Below are 18,162 nucleotides of genomic sequence, written 5' to 3'. Positions count from 1 at the left end.
AGGGCACCGTGCGAACAGCGCCCCGAGAAGCAACGCCACGTCACACACTTGGCCGCGTGCGGTATACCGTGCCTAGGGTGGGGGCGTGAGCACTCCGCGCGTGTACGTCATCCACGAGAACCCCGAGTGGTTCCCCCCGCTCGCCGCCGCCTTCGAGGCCGAGGGCGTCCCGGTCGAGGAGATCCTGCTGACCGAGGGGCAGATCGACCTCGCGACCGAGCCGGCACCCGGCGTCTACTGGAGCCGCATGTCCGCGAGCTCCCACACCCGTGGCCACGAGCACAGCAAGGAGTACACCCGCGCGGTCCTCGGCTGGCTCGAGCGTGCCGGCCGCCAGGTGGTCGGCGGCAGCCACGTGCTCGAGCTCGAGGTGTCGAAGGTCGCCCAGCACGGTCTCCTGCAGCAGGCCGGGTTCGACGTGCCGCGCACCACCGCCGTGTTCGGCACGACGACGCTCAAGGACGCCGCCCGCACCTTCACCGACGGGCAGGACGTCCCCTTCATCACGAAGCACAACCAGGGCGGCAAGGGCCTGGGCGTCCGGCGGTTCGACTCGCTCGCCGAGTTCGACGCCTACGTCGACAGCCCCGAGTTCGAGGCTCCGGTCGACGGCATCACCCTGCTGCAGGAGTACCTGACGGCCCGCGAGCCCTTCATCACCCGCGTCGAGTTCGTCGGTGGCGAGTTCGTGTACGCCGTCCGCGTCGACACCAGCGCCGGCAGCTTCGAGCTCTGCCCCGCCGGCGCGTGCGAGGTGCCCCAGGTCATCGCGGGTGCCGTCTGCGACGTCCCCGGCACCGAGACCGTCGGCGCGCCCCCGGCGTTCGCCGTCCGGACCGAGATCACCGCCGAGCACCCGCTGGTCCAGCAGCTCCGCACGTTCCTCGCCGACCAGCGCATCACCATCGCGGGCGTCGAGTTCATGGAGACGACGGACGGCCGCACCGTCGTCTACGACATCAACACGAACACGAACTACAACCCCGCGGTCGAGGAGTCCGCGCCGGCCTCCGGCCCGCGCTCCATCGCGAAGTACCTCGGTGGTCTGCTGGAGACGCAGTACGCGGCGCAGCTCACGGCCTGAGAACGCAAGAACCACCGGACAGGAGGCCCGTGGCGGGCCCGCCACGGGCCTCCCGTCCGCCTTTCCCACACCCCCAAGGAACCAACGTGCGATTCGGATACTGGACCCCGCTCTTCGGCGGCTGGCTGCGCAACGTCGACAACGAGAACATGCCGGTCACCTTCGACTACGTGAAGCGCCTGGCGCAGCGCGCCGAGCGGATCGGCTTCGACCTGACGCTCGTGCCGGAGCTCAACCTCAACGACATCAAGGGCACGGCGGCGCCCTCGCTCGAGGCGTGGTCGCTCGCGGCGGCCATCGCGGCGACGACCGAGCGCCTGGAGATCATGGCGGCGATGCGTCCCGGGTACCACCTGCCCGCGGTGACGGCGAAGCAGGCGGCGACGATCGACGACATCTCGTGCGGCCGGTTCACCTTCAACGTCGTGAGCGCCTGGTGGGCTGAAGAGGCGAAGCAGTACGGCGGGATCTTCTCGGAGCACGACGACCGGTACAAGCGCACCGCGGAGTTCGTCGAGGTCATGAAGGGCCTGTGGCGCGAGACCCCGTACTCGTTCTCGGGCGAGTACTACGACATCGAGAACGCGCACCTCGAGCCGAAGCCCCGCGTGACGCCGCGCATCTACGCCGGTGGGGAGAGCGAGGCCGGCAAGGCAGCGATCACCGGGTACGCCGACGCCTACGTCACGCACGGCGGCACGGTCGAGGAGCTCCGCGCGAAGATCGACGAGATGAAGCAGCGTCGCGTCGACGCCGGCCTGCCGCCGTTCGAGGCGTTCGGCATGGCCGCGTACGTCATCGTGCGGGAGACCGAGGAAGAAGCGCAGGCCGAGCTCGCCCGGATCACCGACGTGCAGCACGGCAAGGCGTACGAGTCGTACCAGGACTTCATCTCGAAGTCGCAGCTCGAGCACGTGCCCTCGCTCGAGGACTACTCGGTGTCGAACCGCGGCCTGCGCCCCGGTTTCGTGGGGACGCCGTCGCAGGTGGCGGACCGCATCCGGGAGTTCGAGGACGCCGGCGTCGACACGCTCCTGCTGCAGTTCTCGCCGCAGCTCGAGGAGATGGACCGGTTCGGCGAGCAGGTCATCCCGCTCGTCCGACAGTCGGTCGGGGCGCAGTCCTGATGGGGGCCGCGCCGACCAACGCGGAGGACGGCTGGGCGTTCGAGACCCGCCAGATCCGCGCCGGCTTCAAGGCCGACCCGGGCTGGGGCGCGAACGTGCCGCCGATCGCACAGAGCGCCGCGTACGTCTACCCGTCGGGCGAGGACGCCGCCGCGCGCTTCATGCTCGACGCCCCCGGCCACACCTACACGCGGGTGAACAACCCGTCGGCGGCAGCCCTCGAACGCCGGATCGCCGACCTCGAGGGCGGGATCGGTGCGCTGGCGTTGGCCTCCGGGCAGGCGGCGACGTCGCTGGCCGTGCTCGGTGTCGCACGCGCCGGTGACCACGTGGTGTCGAGCGCCTCGCTCTACGGCGCGACCTACACGTTGTTCGCGTCGACCCTGCGGGACCTCGGCATCACCTTCACGTTCGTGCAGGACCCGACCGACCTGTCCGAGTGGGCGGCGGCGGTGCGTCCGGAGACGAAGGCGTTCTTCGGCGAGTCCATCCCGAACCCCCGCGGGGACGTCCTGGACTTCGCCGGAGTGGCCGGGGTCGCGCACGGGGCCGGTGTGCCGCTCATCGTCGACAACACCATCGCGACGCCGTACCTGGTGCGCCCGATCGAGCACGGCGCCGACATCGTCGTGCACTCCGCGACGAAGTACCTGGCCGGACACGGCAGCGCCATCGCCGGGCTCATCGTCGACAGCGGGAACTTCGACTGGGCGGCCCACGCCGACGCCTACCCGCAGCTGGCCACGACCGAGCAGTCCGGCTTCGCGAACACGAACTTCGCCGAGAAGTTCGGGCGACGGGCGTTCATCCAGCGCACCCGCTCGAAGCTGTCCGCCGACCTCGGGCCCGCGATCGCACCGTTCAACGCGTTCCTGGTGCTGCAGGGCATCCAGACGCTGTCGCTCCGGATGGACCGGCACGTGTCGAACGCCGCCACCGTGGCGACCTGGCTCGACGCACACGACCAGGTCGAGCACGTGCACTACGCCGGCCTGCCGGACTCGCCGTGGCACCACCTGCAGCAGCGCTACGTGCCGAAGGGGCCGTCGGCGGTGCTGTCGTTCGACCTCGCCGGCGGGGTCGCCGCGGGTCGACGGTTCGTGGCGGCGCTCGAGCTGTTCGACCACGTCTCGAACCTCGGCGACGTCCGCTCCCTCGTCGTGCACCCGGCATCGACCACCCACGTGCAGATGACCGCTGCCGAGCGGGCGGCCGCCGGGGTGGGGGACGGTCTCATCCGCCTGTCGATCGGCCTCGAGCACATCGACGACATCACCGCGGACCTGGCGCGGGGGTTCACGGCAGCCGCAGCGGGATAGGTTGGGGGCATGACCACGTTGGCCGCACCGACCCGCGTGCGGACGCGCGCCCCCGGCAAGATCAACGTGTTCCTGTCCGTCGGGGCGCTGCAGGACGACGGCTACCACGACGTCGCCACGGCGTACCAGGCGGTGTCCCTGTACGAGGACGTCACCGCCGAGGCCGCCGACGACTTCTCGGTCACCTTCACGGGTCCGATCGACACGAGCACCGTGCCGGTCGACGAGTCGAACCTGGCCATCCGCGCTGCCCGGCTCGTGGCCGATGCGGCCGGACACCGCGGTGGGGTGCGGCTGACCATCGACAAGCAGGTGCCCGTCGCCGGCGGCATGGGCGGTGGCTCCGCGGACGCCGCGGCGACCCTGCTCGCCGTCGACACGCTCTGGGGCACCGCGCTCGGTCGCGAAGAGCTGCTCCGGCTCGCCGCGCAGCTCGGCGCCGACGTGCCGTTCGCCTTCGCCGGCGGCACCGCAGTGGGCACCGGCCGTGGTGACGAGCTGAGCCCGGCGCTGGCCAAGGGTGAGTTCCACTGGGTCCTCGCCCTGAGCGACGACGGGCTGAGCACCCCCGCCGTCTACCGTGCGCTCGACGAGCACCGGGAGCGGTACCGAGCCGACATCTCCCCGGCGCCGTCGCACCCCGTGGTCGAGGCCAACGTGCTGCAGGCCCTGCGCGCGGGCGACCCCGACCTGCTCGCCGACTGCGTCCACAACGACCTGCAGGCACCGGCCATGCGGCTGCAGCCCCGGCTCGCAGCGACGCTGGAACTCGGTGAGAAGTCCGGTGCCCTGGCCGGCCTGGTGTCCGGAAGCGGCCCGACGGTGGCGTTCCTGGTGGGTGACCGTGACGCCTCGCTCGAGCTGCAGGTCGAGCTCAGCGCCGCCGGCCTCGTCGCACTCCGCGCCACCGGCCCGGTGCACGGCGCACGCGTGGTGCACTGACCCGACGCCCCGGCGCAGCCGTCGGCGGCTGGCCGGCAAGCGTCAGCGGCTGTACTTCCAGAGGATGACCGTGCCGGTGTGCCAGTAGCGCACGACGTGGAAGCCCTCGGCCACGAGGGTCTCGGTGACCTGCGGGCGGATGTTCCGTGACTTGCCGCCGACGAACCACACGGTGTCGATGCCGGAGATCCGCTCGGGCACGGTCGTGGCGACGTCGCCGTTGACGTTCCAGAGCTGTCCGCGTTCGGCACCGGTCTCGGCGACGGCGAGGTCGCGCATCCCGGTGAAGGCTTCGGGGTAGGAGTCGGCGATGACCTGCGCGGTGGTGCCCGGGTGCTCCCAGACGCTGCCGAAGACGACGCCCTCGTTCCGGTCGGTGCGCCGGTCCCGCTCGCGCTCGATGATGGCCGCCGCGTTCGCCCAGTGCGAGTCCTGCTTGGCGTGGGGCAGCCGGACTATCGTGCTCGTCGGTGCCGACACGAGCAGCATCCCGACGACCGCGAGCGCCAGCCACCGCCGGGGTCGGATCGCCGTGATCGCCAAGCCGATGAGCAGCGCGACGAACGGCAGGCTCAGGCTGGCGTACTTCGGGGAGTACAGGTGCTCCCCGGCCGCGGTCGCACCGACGAGCAGTGCGGTGGGCAGGATCGTCAGGGGCACGGCGACGTGCACGGCCTGCAGTCGCAGCAGGTCGCGGGCGGCCGGGGCAGGGCGTCGGGCGGCACGCACGGCGAGCACGACGCCGACGATCATCAGCACCCACCCGAGCACCGCGTACGGCCAGACGGCACCGAACCAGGCGGTCGCGACGACCTGGCGCAGGGTGGCCCACCCGACTCCGGTGATCCAGCCGACCTGCTTGGCCTGCCCGGCGGCGAGGACGATGAACGGCGACACCACGAGCGCGGCCCCGACGGCGGCGACGCCCCAGCGCACGAACGCGGCGCGGTCGACCATCGGCGCAGCCACCGGACCGCTGCGCTGCGAGAGCACGGCGTCGCGCCGTGCGGCACGGTCGGCGACGGCCGTCCAGAGGAGCACGACCCCGTGCGCGACGACGGCCAGGGCCAGGTAGACGTTGAACAGCACGGCGACCACGGCGAGCAGGCCGTAGACGACCCACCACCGGGTCGCGTGGTGCCGGATCCGGGTGCGCCGGACCGCGGTGATCCCCACGAGGGTCAGCGCGACGGCGAAGGTCGTGACGGTGGCGTACGGTCGCCCCTCGGTGCCGGCCCACGCGACGCGCGGCAGGACCAGGAACACGATCCCGGAGACGACGCCGAGCCGCACGCCGCCGAGACGACGGCCGAGGGCGACGACGAGCCCGGCGGAGACCCCGATGGCGAGGGCACTCGGGAACCGCAGCGTGAACGGCGAGTACCCGACGAGCGTGAACCAGACGTGCATCACGGCGTAGTACAGGCCGTGGACGGCGTCGACGTTCTGCAGTTCGGCCCAGAGCGCCGGCCAGCTCCGCTGTGCGCTCGCGATGGTCGCGGCCTCGTCGTACCAGACCGACGGCACCCAGCTGAAGGCCGCTGCGACGACGACGCCGAGCGCACCGACGGTGATCTCGGGGGTCCGTGCGAGGGCCCGGACGGCGGCCGCGACGAGCCCCAGCGAGCGCGCGCGCACCGACGTGTCCGACGTCGTGCGTCGGACCGGGACGGTACCGGTACGCGGGGAACTCACGCCCGCGACCGTACCGATCTGCTCTGGGGATCCGCCGCGTCCGGGCGCTGAACTCTCACATGCAGGAGTTCGGTGCGACGGGCCAGAATGACGGGATGGAACCCCTCGTCGCCCCCGCCGCCGCGCTCTCCCCGGGACGGACGCAGCTCGGTTCGCGGACCGCCGCGCTCGCCGACGTCGGGATCACCGGGCTGCGACGCCTGGCCACATCGCGCATCCTCGTCGTCGGGGCCGGCGGGCTCGGGGCGCCGGTGGTCGCGTACCTCGCCGGGATCGGTCGGCTCACCGTGGTCGACCCCGACGTGGTCGACGGCTCGAACCTGGCCAGGCAGACGCTCTTCACGGCCGCCGACGTCGGCTCGCCGAAGGCACGGGTCGCGATCGCCCGAGCCGTCGCGGTCGACCCCGAACTCGACGCGGTCGCCGTGGTCGCGTCGTTCACGCCGGACCTGGTCGCCGGACACGACGTCGTGGTCGACGCCGCCGACTCGGTCGTGGTCACCCGGGCCGTTTCGGATGCCTGTGCCGCGGCCGGCGTGCCGTTCGTGTGGGGCACCGTGCTCGGCCATGACGGGCAGGTCAGCGTCTTCCGCGACGCCGGGCCGGACGGCGTCGACTTCCACGACCTGCACCCCGACGCCCTGCCCGACGAGGGCTCGTGCGCCCTCGACGGCGTCGTCCCCGCACTGTGCGGCGCGGTCGGTGCGGTCATGGCGGGACAGGTCTTCGCGTTGGTCACCGGCACGGGCGACCCGCTGCTCGGACGCGTCCTGACCGTCGACGCCCGCCGGTGGCGCTGGACCGAGAGCCCCGTCCGTCGCGGGCCCGCCTCGCGTCGACCGGCACCCGCGTCCGCCGTCACGACGCCGCGCATCGCGCCGTCCGCCCTGGCCGCCAGGGTGGCGGACCCGTCGGACCCGCTGGTCGTCGTCGACGTCCGGACCGACGAGGAACGCGCAGCCGGCGTGGTCGCCGGTGCCGTCACCGACGACACCGGTGCGGACGAGGTCGTCGTCTACTGCGCACGCGGGCCCCGTGCGGACGCGTGGGCGGCGCGGCAGCCGGCCGGGAGGCGCGTGGCGGTCCTCGACGGCGGCTTCGAGGCCTGGCGTCGCGAGGAGCTGCCCGTGGCGATCGAGCACCGGTCCTGACCCAGCCCACTCACCCTCACCGGGTCTGGCACCGCATCCGCGGATAGGATCGGGGAATCATGACGCAACTGCGGGTACGGGACGCTGCGGCCTTCCTCGGGATCAGTGACGACACCGTTCGACGGCTCGTCGACGGGGGCACCTTCACCCGTGCCATGGACGACGCGGGGCGAGCCGTGGTCGACGGTCGCGAGGTCGCCGCGTACGCACGGGATCGCAGCTCGGAGCTGACCGACCCTGCGTCCGCGGTGAAGAGCTCGGCGCGCAACCGCTTCGTCGGGATCGTCACCGACCTGGTCGTCGACACCGTGATGGCGCAGGTCGAGCTGCAGTGCGGCCCGCACCGCGTGGTGTCCCTGATGAGTGCCGAGGCCGTCCGCGACCTGGGGCTCGAGGTCGGGTCCGTCGCGGTGGCGTCCGTCAAGGCCACGATGGTCGCCGTCGAGGCCGCCGCCCATCAGGAGGACCCCCGGTGATCCGTCTCCGGCCGTTCGCGGCGCTGGCCCTCGCCGCCACCGTCGCCCTCGGGCTCGCTGCGTGCACGGCTCCGGACACGGGCTCGGGGGCGTCGACCCCGGCGGGCTCCGACACCGAGGGGCCGACCGGTTCGATCACCGTCTTCGCCGCCGCGTCCCTGCAGCAGACCTTCACGACCCTGGGCACGCAGTACGAGACCGCGCACCCCGGCGCCTCGATCCGGTTCTCGTTCGCCGGCTCCAGCGACCTCGTCACCCAGATCCAGAACGGTGCCCCCGCCGACGTGTTCGCCGCAGCGGACCAGGCGAACATGGCGAAGCTGACCTCGGGTGACCTGGTGACCGGGTCGCCGCGGGCGTTCGCCACGAACACGCTCGAGATCGCGGTCGCCCCGGGCAACCCGCGGGGCATCGGTGGCCTCGACGACCTGACGGCTCCGGGCATCCAGCTCGTCACGTGCGCCGCCCCGGTGCCGTGCGGTGCCGCGACGGCGAAGGTCGAGTCCGCATCGGGCGTCGATCTCGAGCCGGTCAGCGAGGAGCAGTCCGTCACCGACGTGCTCGGCAAGGTCGAGTCCGGTCAGGCCGATGCCGGACTCGTCTACGTGACGGACGTCCGAGGGGCCGGCGGCAAGGTCGACGGCGTCCCGTTCGACGAGTCGAGCAAGGCCGTCAACACGTACCCGATCGGCGTGCTCCGGGAATCCGGGGACCCGGAGCTCGCGCAGGCGTTCTCGGAGTACGTCCGCTCCGCCGCCGGGCAGCGCGTGCTCTCCGACGCGGGCTTCGGGAAGCCCTGACCCGTGGCTCCGCGCGCTGACGGACGCCCACCGGTCGCGTGGTGGCTCCCGCTGCCCGCGGTGCTCGGCGGGCTGTTCGTCGTCGTGCCGGTGCTCGCGATGCTCGGCCGGGTGGACTGGTCGTCGTTCGTCGGGCTCGTGACCTCGGCCGCGTCACTGACCGCGCTCGGGCTCAGCCTCGGCACGGCGCTCGCGGCCACCGGCGTCGCGTTCGTCCTCGGGTACCCGCTCGCCGTGCTGTTCGCGCGGTCGGCGTCGCGCTGGGTCGGCGTCGCACGAGCCGTCGTGCTCCTGCCGCTCGTGCTGCCGCCGGTGGTCGGCGGCCTCGCGCTGCTCGCGGCCTTCGGTCGGCTCGGCGTCGTCGGGGCCTTCCTCGACGACCACGGGCTGCGCATCGCGTTCACCACGACAGCGGTGGTCATCGCGCAGACCTTCGTCGCGATGCCGTTCCTGGTGTCCTCGGTCGAGGGGGCGCTCCGCGTCGAGGGCGACCGCTACGAGCGGGTCGCCGCGACCCTGGGGGCCGGGCCGACCCGGACGTTCCTGACCGTCACGACGCCGCGGGTGCTGCCGGGGATCGTGTCGGGGCTCGTGCTCTGCTTCGCCCGGGCGCTCGGCGAGTTCGGAGCCACCCTGACCTTCGCCGGCAGTCTGCAGGGGGTCACGCGGACCCTGCCGCTCGAGGTCTACCTGCAGCGCGAGGTCGACCCGGACACCGCGGTGGCCCTGGCGGTCGTGCTCGTCGTGGTGGCCGTCGTCGTCATCGGGGCCTCGTCGTTCCGGACCCGCGGAGCCCTGACATGACGGCCGAGGGCGCGGCGGGTGTCCGGGCGCGCGTCGTCGTCGGGTCGCGGGACGTCGACGTCGCGATCGAGGTCCGCGCGGGGGAGTGCCTGGCGGTCATCGGGCCGAACGGTGCGGGCAAGTCGACGGTGCTCGAGGCCCTGGCCGGACTGCTGCCGATCGAGTCCGGGCGGATCGAACTCGACGGGGTCCAGGTCTCGAGCCCACGGCACACCGTGCCCGCGCACCGTCGTCGGATCGGACTCGTCGCGCAGCGGTCCGACCTGTTCCCGTTCCTCGACGTCGTCGGGAACGTCGCCTTCGGACCCCGAGCCGCCGGAGCCGGTCGCGCCGCGGCCCGGCAGCTCGCCCGCCACGCGCTCGACGCCGTCGGGGCCGCCGAACTGGCCACCCGCGACCCCGGAACACTCTCGGGCGGTCAGGCGCAGCGCGTCGCGATCGCTCGCGCGCTCGCCACCGACCCGGCGGTCCTGCTGCTCGACGAACCGACCTCGGCGCTCGACGTCGGCGCGCAGGACGAGGTCCGCGCGGCACTCCGGACCGCGGTCGCCGGCCGGCCCGCGGTGCTCGTCACCCACGATCCGGTCGAGGTCGTCGCCCTGGCCGACCGCGTCGTCGTGCTCGAGGGTGGACGGGTGGTCGAGCAGGGCACCCCCGCCTCCGTGCTCGGTCGTCCGACGAGTGCGTTCGCCGCGACGTTCTCCGGGCTCGCGCTGGTACGCGGGACCGCCACCGGGGGTGGGATCGCGATCGACGGCGGTGGCGAGCTGGCGTCGGGGGCGCACGCCGTGCCTCCCGGCCGGCCCGCCCTGGCCGCCTTCCACCCGACGGCCGCCGTGCTGACGCGGGACGGTGCGGGAGCTGCGCGCACCGTGTCTTCGCTCGAGCCGCGCGACGGACTGGTGCGGGTGCGGGCCGGTGACCTGGTGGCGGACCTGACGCTCGCGCGGCTGACCGCGCTCGGGATCGCCCCCGGCGACGCGGTGCGCATCGACGTCCCCGCAGCCGAGGTGGCGGTCTACGCTCCCCGCGGTTGAGGAACGGGCGCTGAATCGGGCGTACCTGATCGGATCGGGCGTACCTGGTCGGATCGGGCGTACCTGGTCGGAAGTTCGCACCAGGTATGCCCGAAAGCACCAGGCATCGCGGGCGTCCTGGGAAGGAACGTGCGCCGCTCAGCCGCCGGCGAAGGGCGGCATGACGTCGACGATCTCGACCCCGTCGAGCGAGGTCGCCCGCTCGCGCGTGGTCACGCCGTCGACCAGGTACGAGCAGCGCTCCTGCAACGCACTCCAGCGTGCCGGGTCGGCCGCGTCGATCGCGCCGAGGGCGGCCTCGATGGTGGGGCCTGTCGTGGTCAGCGAGTCGGCGCCCACGGCGGCGCGGGCAGCGGCGAAGAACCGGATCGTGGTCATGCCTCAGCCGCCGATCGCACTCATGCCACGCGTCGGGTGCACGAGCTCGTCGCTGTCGTCACCGTGGTCGCGCGGCTTCGCCCACATCGCGAGCCGCCAGAGCTCGGCGACCTGGTCGTCGTCCGCCCCGGAGCGCATCGGTCCGAGCACGTCGGTCTCCTCGTCGGAGAACAGGCAGCTGCGCACGTGGCCGTCGGCGGTCAGCCGGGTGCGGGTGCAGTCGGCGCAGAACGACTCGGTGATGCTCGCGATGATCCCGACGGTTCCGAGCGGCTCACCGGTGACGGCGTCGTGCACGCGGTACCGCTCGGCCGGGGCACCGTCGCGCGGGGCGTCGTCCGGCGTGAGCGCGAACGACGTCGCCAGCAGCGCGCGGGTCTCGGCGGCGGTGATCATCGAGGTGCGGTCCCAGGCGTGGTCGGGGTCGAGCGGCATCTGCTCGATGAACCGCAGCTCGTAGCCGCGCTCGAGGCACCAGCGGAGGAGCTCCGGGGCGGCCTCGTCGTTGATGCCGCGCAGCAGCACCGCGTTCACCTTGATGTCGAGGCCGGCGTCGTGCGCGGCCGACAGCCCGGCGATCACCTTGTCGAGGAACGGGCGTCGGGTCACGGTGGTGAAGACGTCGGGGTCGACGGTGTCGAGCGACACGTTCACGCGCCGCAGCCCGGCGTCGTACAGCCCCTGGGCGCGGTGGGCGAGACCGATCGCGTTCGTGGTGAGCGAGAGCTCCGGGGCGTCGGGCAGCGCGGCGCACCGGGCGATCACGTCGATCAGGTCGTGCCGGAGCATCGGCTCCCCGCCCGTGAACCGGACCTTGCGGACGCCGAACCGCGACGAGCCGATCCGGACCAGCCGCTCGATCTCGGTCGCCGTCATCAGGGCCTCGTCGGGGGCGAACGGCAGCCCGGCCGCGGGCATGCAGTAGGTGCAGCGCAGGTTGCAGCGCTCGGTCAGCGACACCCGCAGGTCGACGGCGCGACGCCCGAAGCGGTCGACGAGCCCGGCGGGAGCCGGGTCCACGGAGCCGGTCGTGCCGAGCAGGATCGCGGGTGCCATGGTCGTCAGCGTACGTGTTCCACACGCCGGAACGACAGCCGCTCCCACCACCGCCGCCACTCCGACCGCTCCGTGCGCAGCAGCGTGACGACCACGATGACGGCCACGGCCGCGAGCAACCACCACCGGTAGGCATCCGCTGACGGCCACACTCCGCGCAGCGCGATGGCGAGCCCGATCGAGAGCCACTCCCACCGGCCGGACAGGACCACGAACGGGATGAGCAGCAGCGCGTACCAGGGGTAGCGCGGGGTCACTGCGAGGAAGGTCACGCCGATCATCAGGACCTCGCCGGACCACGGCCGTGACGGGTCGGACAGCCGCCACGCCACGAACGCGGCGGCCAGCACCAGGAGCCCGACCACCACCGTCCCCGCGTCGCCCTTGACCACGAGCGACACCAGCGCGAACCGGGAGCCGTCCTCGTAGCCCTCTTCGCTCAGGTAGCCGGGCAGGTACCCGAGCACGTCGAGCCCGGTCGTCAGCACGTAGGGCACGTAGAGCAACCCGAACACCGCGATGCCGATCGGGATCGCCCACCACGCCCGACCGCGGCCGAGCAACGGCGGGTACACGATCGCCGGGATGAGCTTCGTCGCGGTCGCAGCCCCGAGCGCGATGCCGCCCCAGATCGGTCGCCCGAACGCGACGAGCACGACACCGGCCGTGGCGAGTGCGGCTCCGACGACGTCGACGTGCGAGTTGGTGACCGCCTCGGACGCGACGAGCGGCGACCAGGCCCAGAGCGCCGCCCACCAGGTCGGCCGGCCGATCCGGCGGAGCACCAGGACGAGCCCGACGGTCACACCGAGCGACACGAGCAGCCCGGCGACCTGGAACGGCAGGTACTGCGCGCTCGCCGGCACGAAGAACCGCACCGCGGCGAACCAGAGCTGGGCCATCGGCGGGTAGATCGTCGTCACGTCGGGCCGGTTGATCGCGGTGCAGTGTCCGTCCGCACCGTCGCCGAGCCCGCGGAACCGGGGCTTGATGTCGTCGCACGTGCCGTTCACCTTGTCGGGGAACAACCAGTCGGGTCGGAGACCGGACAGTGCCGTGGACTGGGGGGTGTGCGCGTAAGGGGAGACACCGGCATGCTGGACGATGCCGTCCCACGCGTACCGAGCGGAGTCGGTGCTCGTGTTCGGCGGGCCGATCAGCGCGGCGATGCCGATCACCACCGCTCCGCCGATGACCATGGTGGTCATCCACCGGACGGGCACGAAACGCACCGCGAGCACGGCGATGACGAAGACGGTCCAAGCGATCAGCGTCCACGCAACGAATGCAGAACGATGGCCCGATCGGAGGAACCCCAGATGCGTGACGCCGACGGCGATGACGCCCGACAGGGCGAGTACCCCCACGACGGCCAGCACCGTGCCGATGCGGGCGGCGGTGCCGTCGGCCAAGGACGGTCGGAAGGCACGCAGTCGGTCGCTCATGGTCCGTCGAGGCTATCCGGCGTCCAGCGCCTGCTGCACGACGGACGAGCAGCTCTGGCGTCCCCCAACCGCAACGCCCGCTCGGCGGTGGTGCTCGGGCGCCTGCTCGGCATCGCGTTCCTGATCTGCTTCGGCACCGGGATCTACAGCCACCTGCTGCAGGAACCGCTCGGCTGGATGCGGTTCCCGACCCGTCCGACGCAGCTGTACCAGTTCACGCAGGGCCTGCACATCACGACCGGGATCGCGATCATCCCGCTGCTGCTCGCCAAGCTCAACACCGTCATGCCCGCCCTGGTGCAGGTGCCGCCGGTGCGCGGCGTGCTGCACCTGCTCGAGCGGCTGTCGATCGCGGTGCTCGTGTCCGCGTCGATCATCCAGGTCGTCACCGGACTGCTCAACACCTACCAGTGGTACCCGTGGCCGTTCCCGTTCCGGCAGGTGCACAACGCGATGGCCTACGTGATCATCGGGTCGCTGGTCATCCACATCGCCGCGAAGCTGCCGGTCATCGCCCGCTACTGGCGGAAGCGCGACTCCTACGACGCGCACGGCCGGTTCGTCGCGGATCCCGCGTCCGGCAGTGAACTGCTCCCACCAGGCCGGGAGGCCCGACATGGGGCTGCCCCGAGCGCTGCGGTCTCCGAGACCGCCGGGGCCACCGCCCCCGGCCTGCTGGGCCGCGTGTTCCGCTGGATCGACGGCGTCGACGCCGCCCCGAGCGGCGGCGCCGAGTCTCGGCCCACCGGACCGGAATCGGCCCCGGAAACCCGCGAGGTGGCCGAGGAGCCGAGTCTCGGCCAGCCGGAGGCCGATGCGGCGGAGCCGAGCGGGGCCTCCAGGCGGACGCCGGACGCAGCTGTCGGACGACGTGAGCGGATCGCCCGACGCGGGTTCTTCGCCGGCGTGACGGCGGCGACCGTGGGTGTCGTCGCGCTCACGGCGGGACAGTCCTCGAAACTCGCCGAACCGTTGAACGTCTTCGGCGCCCGCGGCCGCGGCATCGGTTCGCACGGTCTGCCGGTCAACCGCACCGCGCGTGCCGCCGGCGTGCTCGCCAGCGCGACCGCCGCCGACTGGACGCTCACCGTCGTCGGCCACGACGTGAGCCGCACCTTCGTGCGAGCCGAACTCGTCGCGCTCGGCACCGCGCAGGTCGACCTGCCGATCTCGTGCGTCGAGGGGTGGAGCCAGATGGCCACCTGGAAGGGCGTGCGGATGCGCGACCTGCTCGACGCCGTGCAGGCGCCACAGGGGTCGCACGTGCGGGTGACGAGCCTGGAGCGGCACGGCGGCTACCGGATCATGGACATGGGTCCGGAGTACGCCGAGGACCCGACGACGCTCATCGCCCTCGAGCTGAACGGTGCGACGCTCGACCTGGACCACGGGTTCCCGGCGCGGATCATCGCTCCGGGGCGGCCCGGTGTGCTGCAGACCAAGTGGATCGAGAAGATCGAGGTGCTCCGGTGAAGGCCGCGCGGATCGTGCTCGTGGTGATCGGCGTGCTGGTCATCGCGTTCGGGGCGTCCGTGCTCGTGACGTCCGTCAAGCCGAACCGCATCGGCGGGCTCGGGGTGTGGCTGCTGGCGGCGGTGGTGCTGCACGACGCGGTCCTGTCGCCGTTCGTGGTCGGTGCCGGGCTGCTGCTGCGTCGGGCCGGACGCTCGCTGCGGGCCTGGGTGCTCGTCGTCGTGCAGGCGGCGATCGTGCTCGGCAGCGTGCTCGCCCTGGTGGTCCTGCCGGAGATCGCGGCCAAGGACCACGGGCAGAAGAACCCCACCGTGCTGCCGTTCGACTACGGTACGCGGCTGCTGCTCGTCGAGGGGGCGTTGCTCGTCGTCGTGGTGGTGGTGCTCGTGGTCGGGGTGGTGCGGGCGCGTCGGCGTCCGTCCGGTCCGTCCGGTCCGTCTGGTTCGTCCGGTCCGTCCGGTCCGTCCGGTCCGTCCCGTCCGTCTGGTCCGTCCGGTCCGTCTGGTTCGTCCGCCGTGCGCACCACTGGTTGACGGGACAACCTTTCGGTATGATCAGGTCATGACCGACGAGACCCCGTGGCTCACCCGCGAGCAACTGCGCGCGTGGATGAAGCTCGTCGCCGTCATGGAACTCCTGCCGGCGGCGCTCGACCAGCAGCTGCAGCGCGACGCCGACCTGACGCACTTCGACTACATGGTCATCGCGATGCTCTCCGAGACCGACACCCGGACCCTGCGGATGTCGGCGCTCGCCTCGGCCACGAACGCCTCGTTGCCGCGGCTGTCGCACGTGGTGTCCCGCCTCGAGAAGCGGGGGCTCGTGACCCGGTGCCCGTCGACCTCCGACCGCCGGGCCACCGACGTCCGCCTGACCGACGCCGGCTACGCCACCATCGTCGAGGCTGCTCCGGACCACGTCCGCACCGCCCGCCGGGTGGTCATCGACGCGCTCTCCGACGAGCAGGTCGCGCAGCTCGACGGCATCGCGGCCTCGCTCCTGACACGGCTCGACCCCGAGGGGCGCTTCGCGGCGCTCACCTACCCGCGCGAGGACGACGACACCGCGATCTGCGAGGCTCGGTTGACGGGAACGGCGTCCGACTGACGCCGGTCGTGGCCCTCGTCACGCTCGCTCGGCTGTGCCCGTCACTGCAATAGGCTCGCCGCATGACCGACCCCGCCGCGCCGTCCGACACGTACTCCTACCTCGGACCCGCCGGCACCTTCACCGAGGCGGCCCTGAAGCTCGTCGAGGCCGCCGCCGGCAAGCCCTGGCGGAGCGTCAACAACGTCGGTGAGGCCCTGGACGACGTCATGTCCGGCCGGTCGATCGGGGCCGTCATCGCGATCGAGAACAGCGTCGACGGCGGGGTCAGCGCCACGCAGGACGCCCTGGCCAGGATCCCCGGCGTGCGGATCGTGGGGGAGTACCTGGTCCCCGTCGACTTCGTGCTCGTCGCCCGACCCGGCACGACCCTGGCCGACGTCCGCACGGTGAACGCACACCCCGTCGCCTACGCGCAGACCCACAACTGGCTCGAGACCAACCTGCCCGGCCACGGCCACATCCCGGCGTCGTCGAACGTCGCCGCGGCGCTCGCCCTGCTCGAAGCGAACCCGACCGCCGACGCCGCCGTCGCGCCGCCCGGCATCACCGACCACCACGACGTCGTCGTGCTCGCATCGTCGATCGGTGACAACGCCTCGGCGGTCACCCGGTTCGTCCTGGTGTCCAAGACCCTCGCCCTGCCCGAGCCGACCGGCGCCGACAAGACCAGTGTCATCGTCGAGCTGCCCGCCGACCACCCCGGCGCCCTGGTCGACATGCTCGAGCAGTTCGCGACGCGGGGCATCAACATGGGGCTGCTGTCGTCGCGCCCGATCGGGGACGAGCTCGGCCGCTACCGGTTCGTCATCGACCTCGACGGGCACGTGCGCGACGAGCGGGTGGCGGACGCGCTGCTCGGCCTGCGTCGGTTCAGCCCGCGCGTGACGTTCCTCGGGTCGTACCCGCGTGCCGACGGTGCCCGCCCCGAGGTGCCCGCGCGCTACTCGGACGCCGCGTTCGTCGAGGCGCGCGACTGGCTGCGGGCCATCGTGTCGGGCGAGCCCGGGGCGCGGTAGCGCGGCGCGGTGGGGCGCGGCGCGGCGCGGTGCGGCGCGGCGCGGTGAAGCCGTGTGATGCGAGGTTCCGTAGTCCGTGGGAGCCCGCGGCCATCGCACGGACTACGGAACCTCGCACGGGGCGTCCGGAGCCCGAGCGACAGGGTCAGGGCACCTGGCGCGAGCCGTGGCGGTCGTCCGCCGGGTCCGGCACGCGCACGGAGAGTCCCATCGGGTCGATCCGCGAGCGGAAGGCGATGACCTCGCCCACCGGGTCGCCGTCGATCTCGAACTCGTCGGGTCGCTCGAGCCGTGCCGTGAACTCCTGCCCGCGCAGGTAGCGCAAGGGGCGTTCCTCGCGGGACTTCGAGACGATCTTCTGGCCGACGGCGGTCTTGCCGAGGGTCGAACGACGGAAGGCCCGCAGGATCCCGTTCTCCCAGAACACCCGGGCGCCGATCCGAACCCAGCCGAAGAACCCGCGCGGACGCATGACGGCGATGTCGAACACGCCGTCGTCGATCTCGGCGTCCGGTAGCAGGATCGCGCCGGCCTGCAGCATGCCGCAGTTGCCGACGATCAGGGAGTGCGCCCGGAGCGAGCGGTTGCCGTCGTCGTCGAGCTGGTACCGGAACTCGAACGCGTTCGCGTCGCGGACCGACCGGAACAGGGAGTCGACGTACGCCAGCCAGCCCACCTTCTTCTTCAGCTCGGGACGGGTGTTCACGAGCATCCGGGCGTCGAGCCCGAGGCCCGCCATCACCAGGAAGCCGAAGCGTTCGCGCTCACCGCCGGGGCGCTCGACCTTGAGCATGCCGAAGTCGATCTTGCGGTCGTCGCCGTGGAAGATCGTTCGGACGCTCGCGCCGAGGTCGTCGAGGGGCAGCTTCATGTTGCGGGCGAGCAGGTTTCCGGTGCCGCTCGGCAGCAGTGCGAGGGTCGAGCCGGCCTCGTGCACGACCTCGGCGACCGCGCGGACCGTGCCGTCACCACCGGCCGCGGCGACGACGTCGGCACCGGCCTCGATCGCGGCGCGGGCCATGCCGCCGCCCGGGTCCTGTTCCGACGTCTCGAACCACAGGGTGTCGGCCCAGCCGGCTTCCTGCTGCTGTTCTTCGACGGTGCGCTTGAGGGTCGGCAGGTGGACCTTGACCGGGTTGTAGACCACCGCGGCCGTCCGCTGCTCGGTGGGGAGGGCGTCCTGATCCGCGGGCGCGGTCTCCGAAGGGGTCGACATGCCTCCACGCTACCGATCGAGGCTGCGTGCGGT

The 18,162-nt window shown here is 72.4% G+C and carries 18 protein-coding genes; 13 read left to right on the top strand and 5 right to left on the bottom strand.

Translation table 11 applies throughout. The features are described 5' to 3' along the window. Positions 1-85: 85 nt before the first annotated feature. The 4 genes from DEI85_RS13625 to DEI85_RS13610 all read left to right on the top strand — a co-directional run bounded on the left by DEI85_RS13625 (position 86) and on the right by DEI85_RS13610 (position 4,472). Positions 86-1,084: an ATP-grasp domain-containing protein gene (locus DEI85_RS13625; protein ID WP_111122907.1), complete on the top strand. Its 999-nt coding sequence runs from the start codon at positions 86-88 to the stop codon at positions 1,082-1,084. 86 nt (positions 1,085-1,170) lie between these two features. Continuing rightward, on the top strand, positions 1,171-2,211 hold the full coding sequence (locus tag DEI85_RS13620) for an LLM class flavin-dependent oxidoreductase (protein WP_071406522.1): 1,041 nt from the start codon (positions 1,171-1,173) through the stop codon (positions 2,209-2,211). Further along, positions 2,211-3,530, top strand: coding sequence for an O-acetylhomoserine aminocarboxypropyltransferase/cysteine synthase family protein (locus tag DEI85_RS13615; protein WP_111122908.1), 1,320 nt, complete (start codon positions 2,211-2,213; stop codon positions 3,528-3,530). The genes DEI85_RS13620 and DEI85_RS13615 overlap by 1 nt, the downstream gene beginning before the upstream one ends. Before the next feature lie 9 nt (positions 3,531-3,539). Further along, entirely contained in the window at positions 3,540-4,472 is a 933-nt protein-coding gene (locus DEI85_RS13610) for a 4-(cytidine 5'-diphospho)-2-C-methyl-D-erythritol kinase (protein ID WP_111122909.1), read from the top strand. Between the two features lie 42 nt (positions 4,473-4,514). On the opposite strand, the gene DEI85_RS13605 is transcribed toward DEI85_RS13610, so the two are convergent. Then, positions 4,515-6,167 (bottom strand): glycosyltransferase family 39 protein, encoded by a 1,653-nt coding sequence (locus DEI85_RS13605; RefSeq protein ID WP_111122910.1) that lies wholly within the window; start codon positions 6,165-6,167, stop codon positions 4,515-4,517. Positions 6,168-6,262: 95 nt separating this feature from the next. On the opposite strand from DEI85_RS13605, the gene DEI85_RS13600 reads away from it, so the two are divergent. From DEI85_RS13600 to DEI85_RS13580, 5 genes are read left to right on the top strand one after another with little or no spacing between them, the layout of a single operon-like run. Then, complete coding sequence (locus DEI85_RS13600) at positions 6,263-7,318, top strand: ThiF family adenylyltransferase (RefSeq protein WP_181436282.1); 1,056 nt, start codon at positions 6,263-6,265, stop codon at positions 7,316-7,318. A 59-nt stretch (positions 7,319-7,377) separates the two neighbouring features. Further along, positions 7,378-7,794 carry a TOBE domain-containing protein gene (locus tag DEI85_RS13595; protein WP_111122912.1) on the top strand — a complete coding sequence of 139 codons (417 nt, stop codon included), beginning with the start codon at positions 7,378-7,380 and terminating at the stop codon, positions 7,792-7,794. Further along, positions 7,791-8,594 carry a molybdate ABC transporter substrate-binding protein gene (gene modA, locus DEI85_RS13590; protein ID WP_502868677.1) on the top strand — a complete coding sequence of 268 codons (804 nt, stop codon included), beginning with the start codon at positions 7,791-7,793 and terminating at the stop codon, positions 8,592-8,594. Before DEI85_RS13595 ends, modA begins: the two co-directional genes overlap by 4 nt. 3 nt (positions 8,595-8,597) lie before the next feature. Then, positions 8,598-9,398 (top strand): ABC transporter permease, encoded by an 801-nt coding sequence (locus DEI85_RS13585; RefSeq protein ID WP_111122913.1) that lies wholly within the window; start codon positions 8,598-8,600, stop codon positions 9,396-9,398. Further along, positions 9,395-10,435 (top strand): ABC transporter ATP-binding protein, encoded by a 1,041-nt coding sequence (locus DEI85_RS13580; RefSeq protein WP_111122914.1) that lies wholly within the window; start codon positions 9,395-9,397, stop codon positions 10,433-10,435. Before DEI85_RS13585 ends, DEI85_RS13580 begins: the two co-directional genes overlap by 4 nt. A gap of 138 nt (positions 10,436-10,573) precedes the next feature. Here DEI85_RS13580 and DEI85_RS13575 read toward each other — a convergent pair whose 3' ends face one another. From DEI85_RS13575 to DEI85_RS13565, 3 genes are read right to left on the bottom strand one after another with little or no spacing between them, the layout of a single operon-like run. Then, complete coding sequence (locus DEI85_RS13575) at positions 10,574-10,813, bottom strand: MoaD/ThiS family protein (protein ID WP_111122915.1); 240 nt, start codon at positions 10,811-10,813, stop codon at positions 10,574-10,576. A gap of 3 nt (positions 10,814-10,816) precedes the next feature. Then, positions 10,817-11,869: a GTP 3',8-cyclase MoaA gene (moaA, locus tag DEI85_RS13570; protein ID WP_111122916.1), complete on the bottom strand. Its 1,053-nt coding sequence runs from the start codon at positions 11,867-11,869 to the stop codon at positions 10,817-10,819. Between the two features lie 5 nt (positions 11,870-11,874). Continuing rightward, positions 11,875-13,314 (bottom strand): glycosyltransferase 87 family protein, encoded by a 1,440-nt coding sequence (locus DEI85_RS13565; RefSeq protein WP_111122917.1) that lies wholly within the window; start codon positions 13,312-13,314, stop codon positions 11,875-11,877. Between the two features lie 87 nt (positions 13,315-13,401). Here DEI85_RS13565 and DEI85_RS13560 point away from each other — a divergent pair, with 87 nt between their 5' ends. From DEI85_RS13560 to pheA, 4 genes are all read left to right on the top strand, one after another. Then, on the top strand, positions 13,402-14,787 hold the full coding sequence (locus DEI85_RS13560; RefSeq protein WP_111122918.1) for a molybdopterin-dependent oxidoreductase: 1,386 nt from the start codon (positions 13,402-13,404) through the stop codon (positions 14,785-14,787). Next, positions 14,784-15,320, top strand: coding sequence for a hypothetical protein (locus DEI85_RS13555; protein WP_181436283.1), 537 nt, complete (start codon positions 14,784-14,786; stop codon positions 15,318-15,320). Before DEI85_RS13560 ends, DEI85_RS13555 begins: the two co-directional genes overlap by 4 nt. 28 nt (positions 15,321-15,348) lie before the next feature. Next, on the top strand, positions 15,349-15,894 hold the full coding sequence (locus tag DEI85_RS13550; protein WP_110862455.1) for a MarR family winged helix-turn-helix transcriptional regulator: 546 nt from the start codon (positions 15,349-15,351) through the stop codon (positions 15,892-15,894). Positions 15,895-15,956: 62 nt separating this feature from the next. Beyond that, the gene (gene pheA, locus DEI85_RS13545) at positions 15,957-16,913 is read left to right on the top strand and encodes a prephenate dehydratase (RefSeq protein ID WP_111122919.1); all 957 of its coding nucleotides are present in this window, start codon (positions 15,957-15,959) and stop codon (positions 16,911-16,913) included. Positions 16,914-17,058: 145 nt separating this feature from the next. Here pheA and DEI85_RS13540 read toward each other — a convergent pair whose 3' ends face one another. Further along, positions 17,059-18,129: a diacylglycerol/lipid kinase family protein gene (locus DEI85_RS13540; protein ID WP_110862422.1), complete on the bottom strand. Its 1,071-nt coding sequence runs from the start codon at positions 18,127-18,129 to the stop codon at positions 17,059-17,061. Positions 18,130-18,162: the final 33 nt, after the last annotated feature.

It is taken from the genome of Curtobacterium sp. MCBD17_026 (assembly GCF_003234895.2).
In the GTDB taxonomy this organism is placed as follows: Bacteria; Actinomycetota; Actinomycetes; order Actinomycetales; family Microbacteriaceae; genus Curtobacterium; species Curtobacterium flaccumfaciens.
This window is presented reverse-complemented; position numbering and strand designations above follow the sequence as displayed.

Bases quoted from the DNA above. Each gene is read 5' to 3' on its own strand.
- DEI85_RS13575 (WP_111122915.1), bottom strand. From the start codon at position 10,813: ATGACCACGATCCGGTTCTTCGCCGCTGCCCGCGCCGCCGTGGGCGCC.
- DEI85_RS13600 (WP_181436282.1), top strand. From the start codon at position 6,263: ATGGAACCCCTCGTCGCCCCCGCCGCCGCGCTCTCCCCGGGACGGACG.
- DEI85_RS13540 (WP_110862422.1), bottom strand. From the start codon at position 18,129: ATGTCGACCCCTTCGGAGACCGCGCCCGCGGATCAGGACGCCCTCCCC.
- moaA (WP_111122916.1), bottom strand. From the start codon at position 11,869: ATGGCACCCGCGATCCTGCTCGGCACGACCGGCTCCGTGGACCCGGCT.
- DEI85_RS13595 (WP_111122912.1), top strand. From the start codon at position 7,378: ATGACGCAACTGCGGGTACGGGACGCTGCGGCCTTCCTCGGGATCAGT.
- DEI85_RS13615 (WP_111122908.1), top strand. From the start codon at position 2,211: ATGGGGGCCGCGCCGACCAACGCGGAGGACGGCTGGGCGTTCGAGACC.
- DEI85_RS13610 (WP_111122909.1), top strand. From the start codon at position 3,540: ATGACCACGTTGGCCGCACCGACCCGCGTGCGGACGCGCGCCCCCGGC.
- DEI85_RS13550 (WP_110862455.1), top strand. From the start codon at position 15,349: ATGACCGACGAGACCCCGTGGCTCACCCGCGAGCAACTGCGCGCGTGG.
- DEI85_RS13580 (WP_111122914.1), top strand. From the start codon at position 9,395: ATGACGGCCGAGGGCGCGGCGGGTGTCCGGGCGCGCGTCGTCGTCGGG.
- pheA (WP_111122919.1), top strand. From the start codon at position 15,957: ATGACCGACCCCGCCGCGCCGTCCGACACGTACTCCTACCTCGGACCC.
- DEI85_RS13565 (WP_111122917.1), bottom strand. From the start codon at position 13,314: ATGAGCGACCGACTGCGTGCCTTCCGACCGTCCTTGGCCGACGGCACC.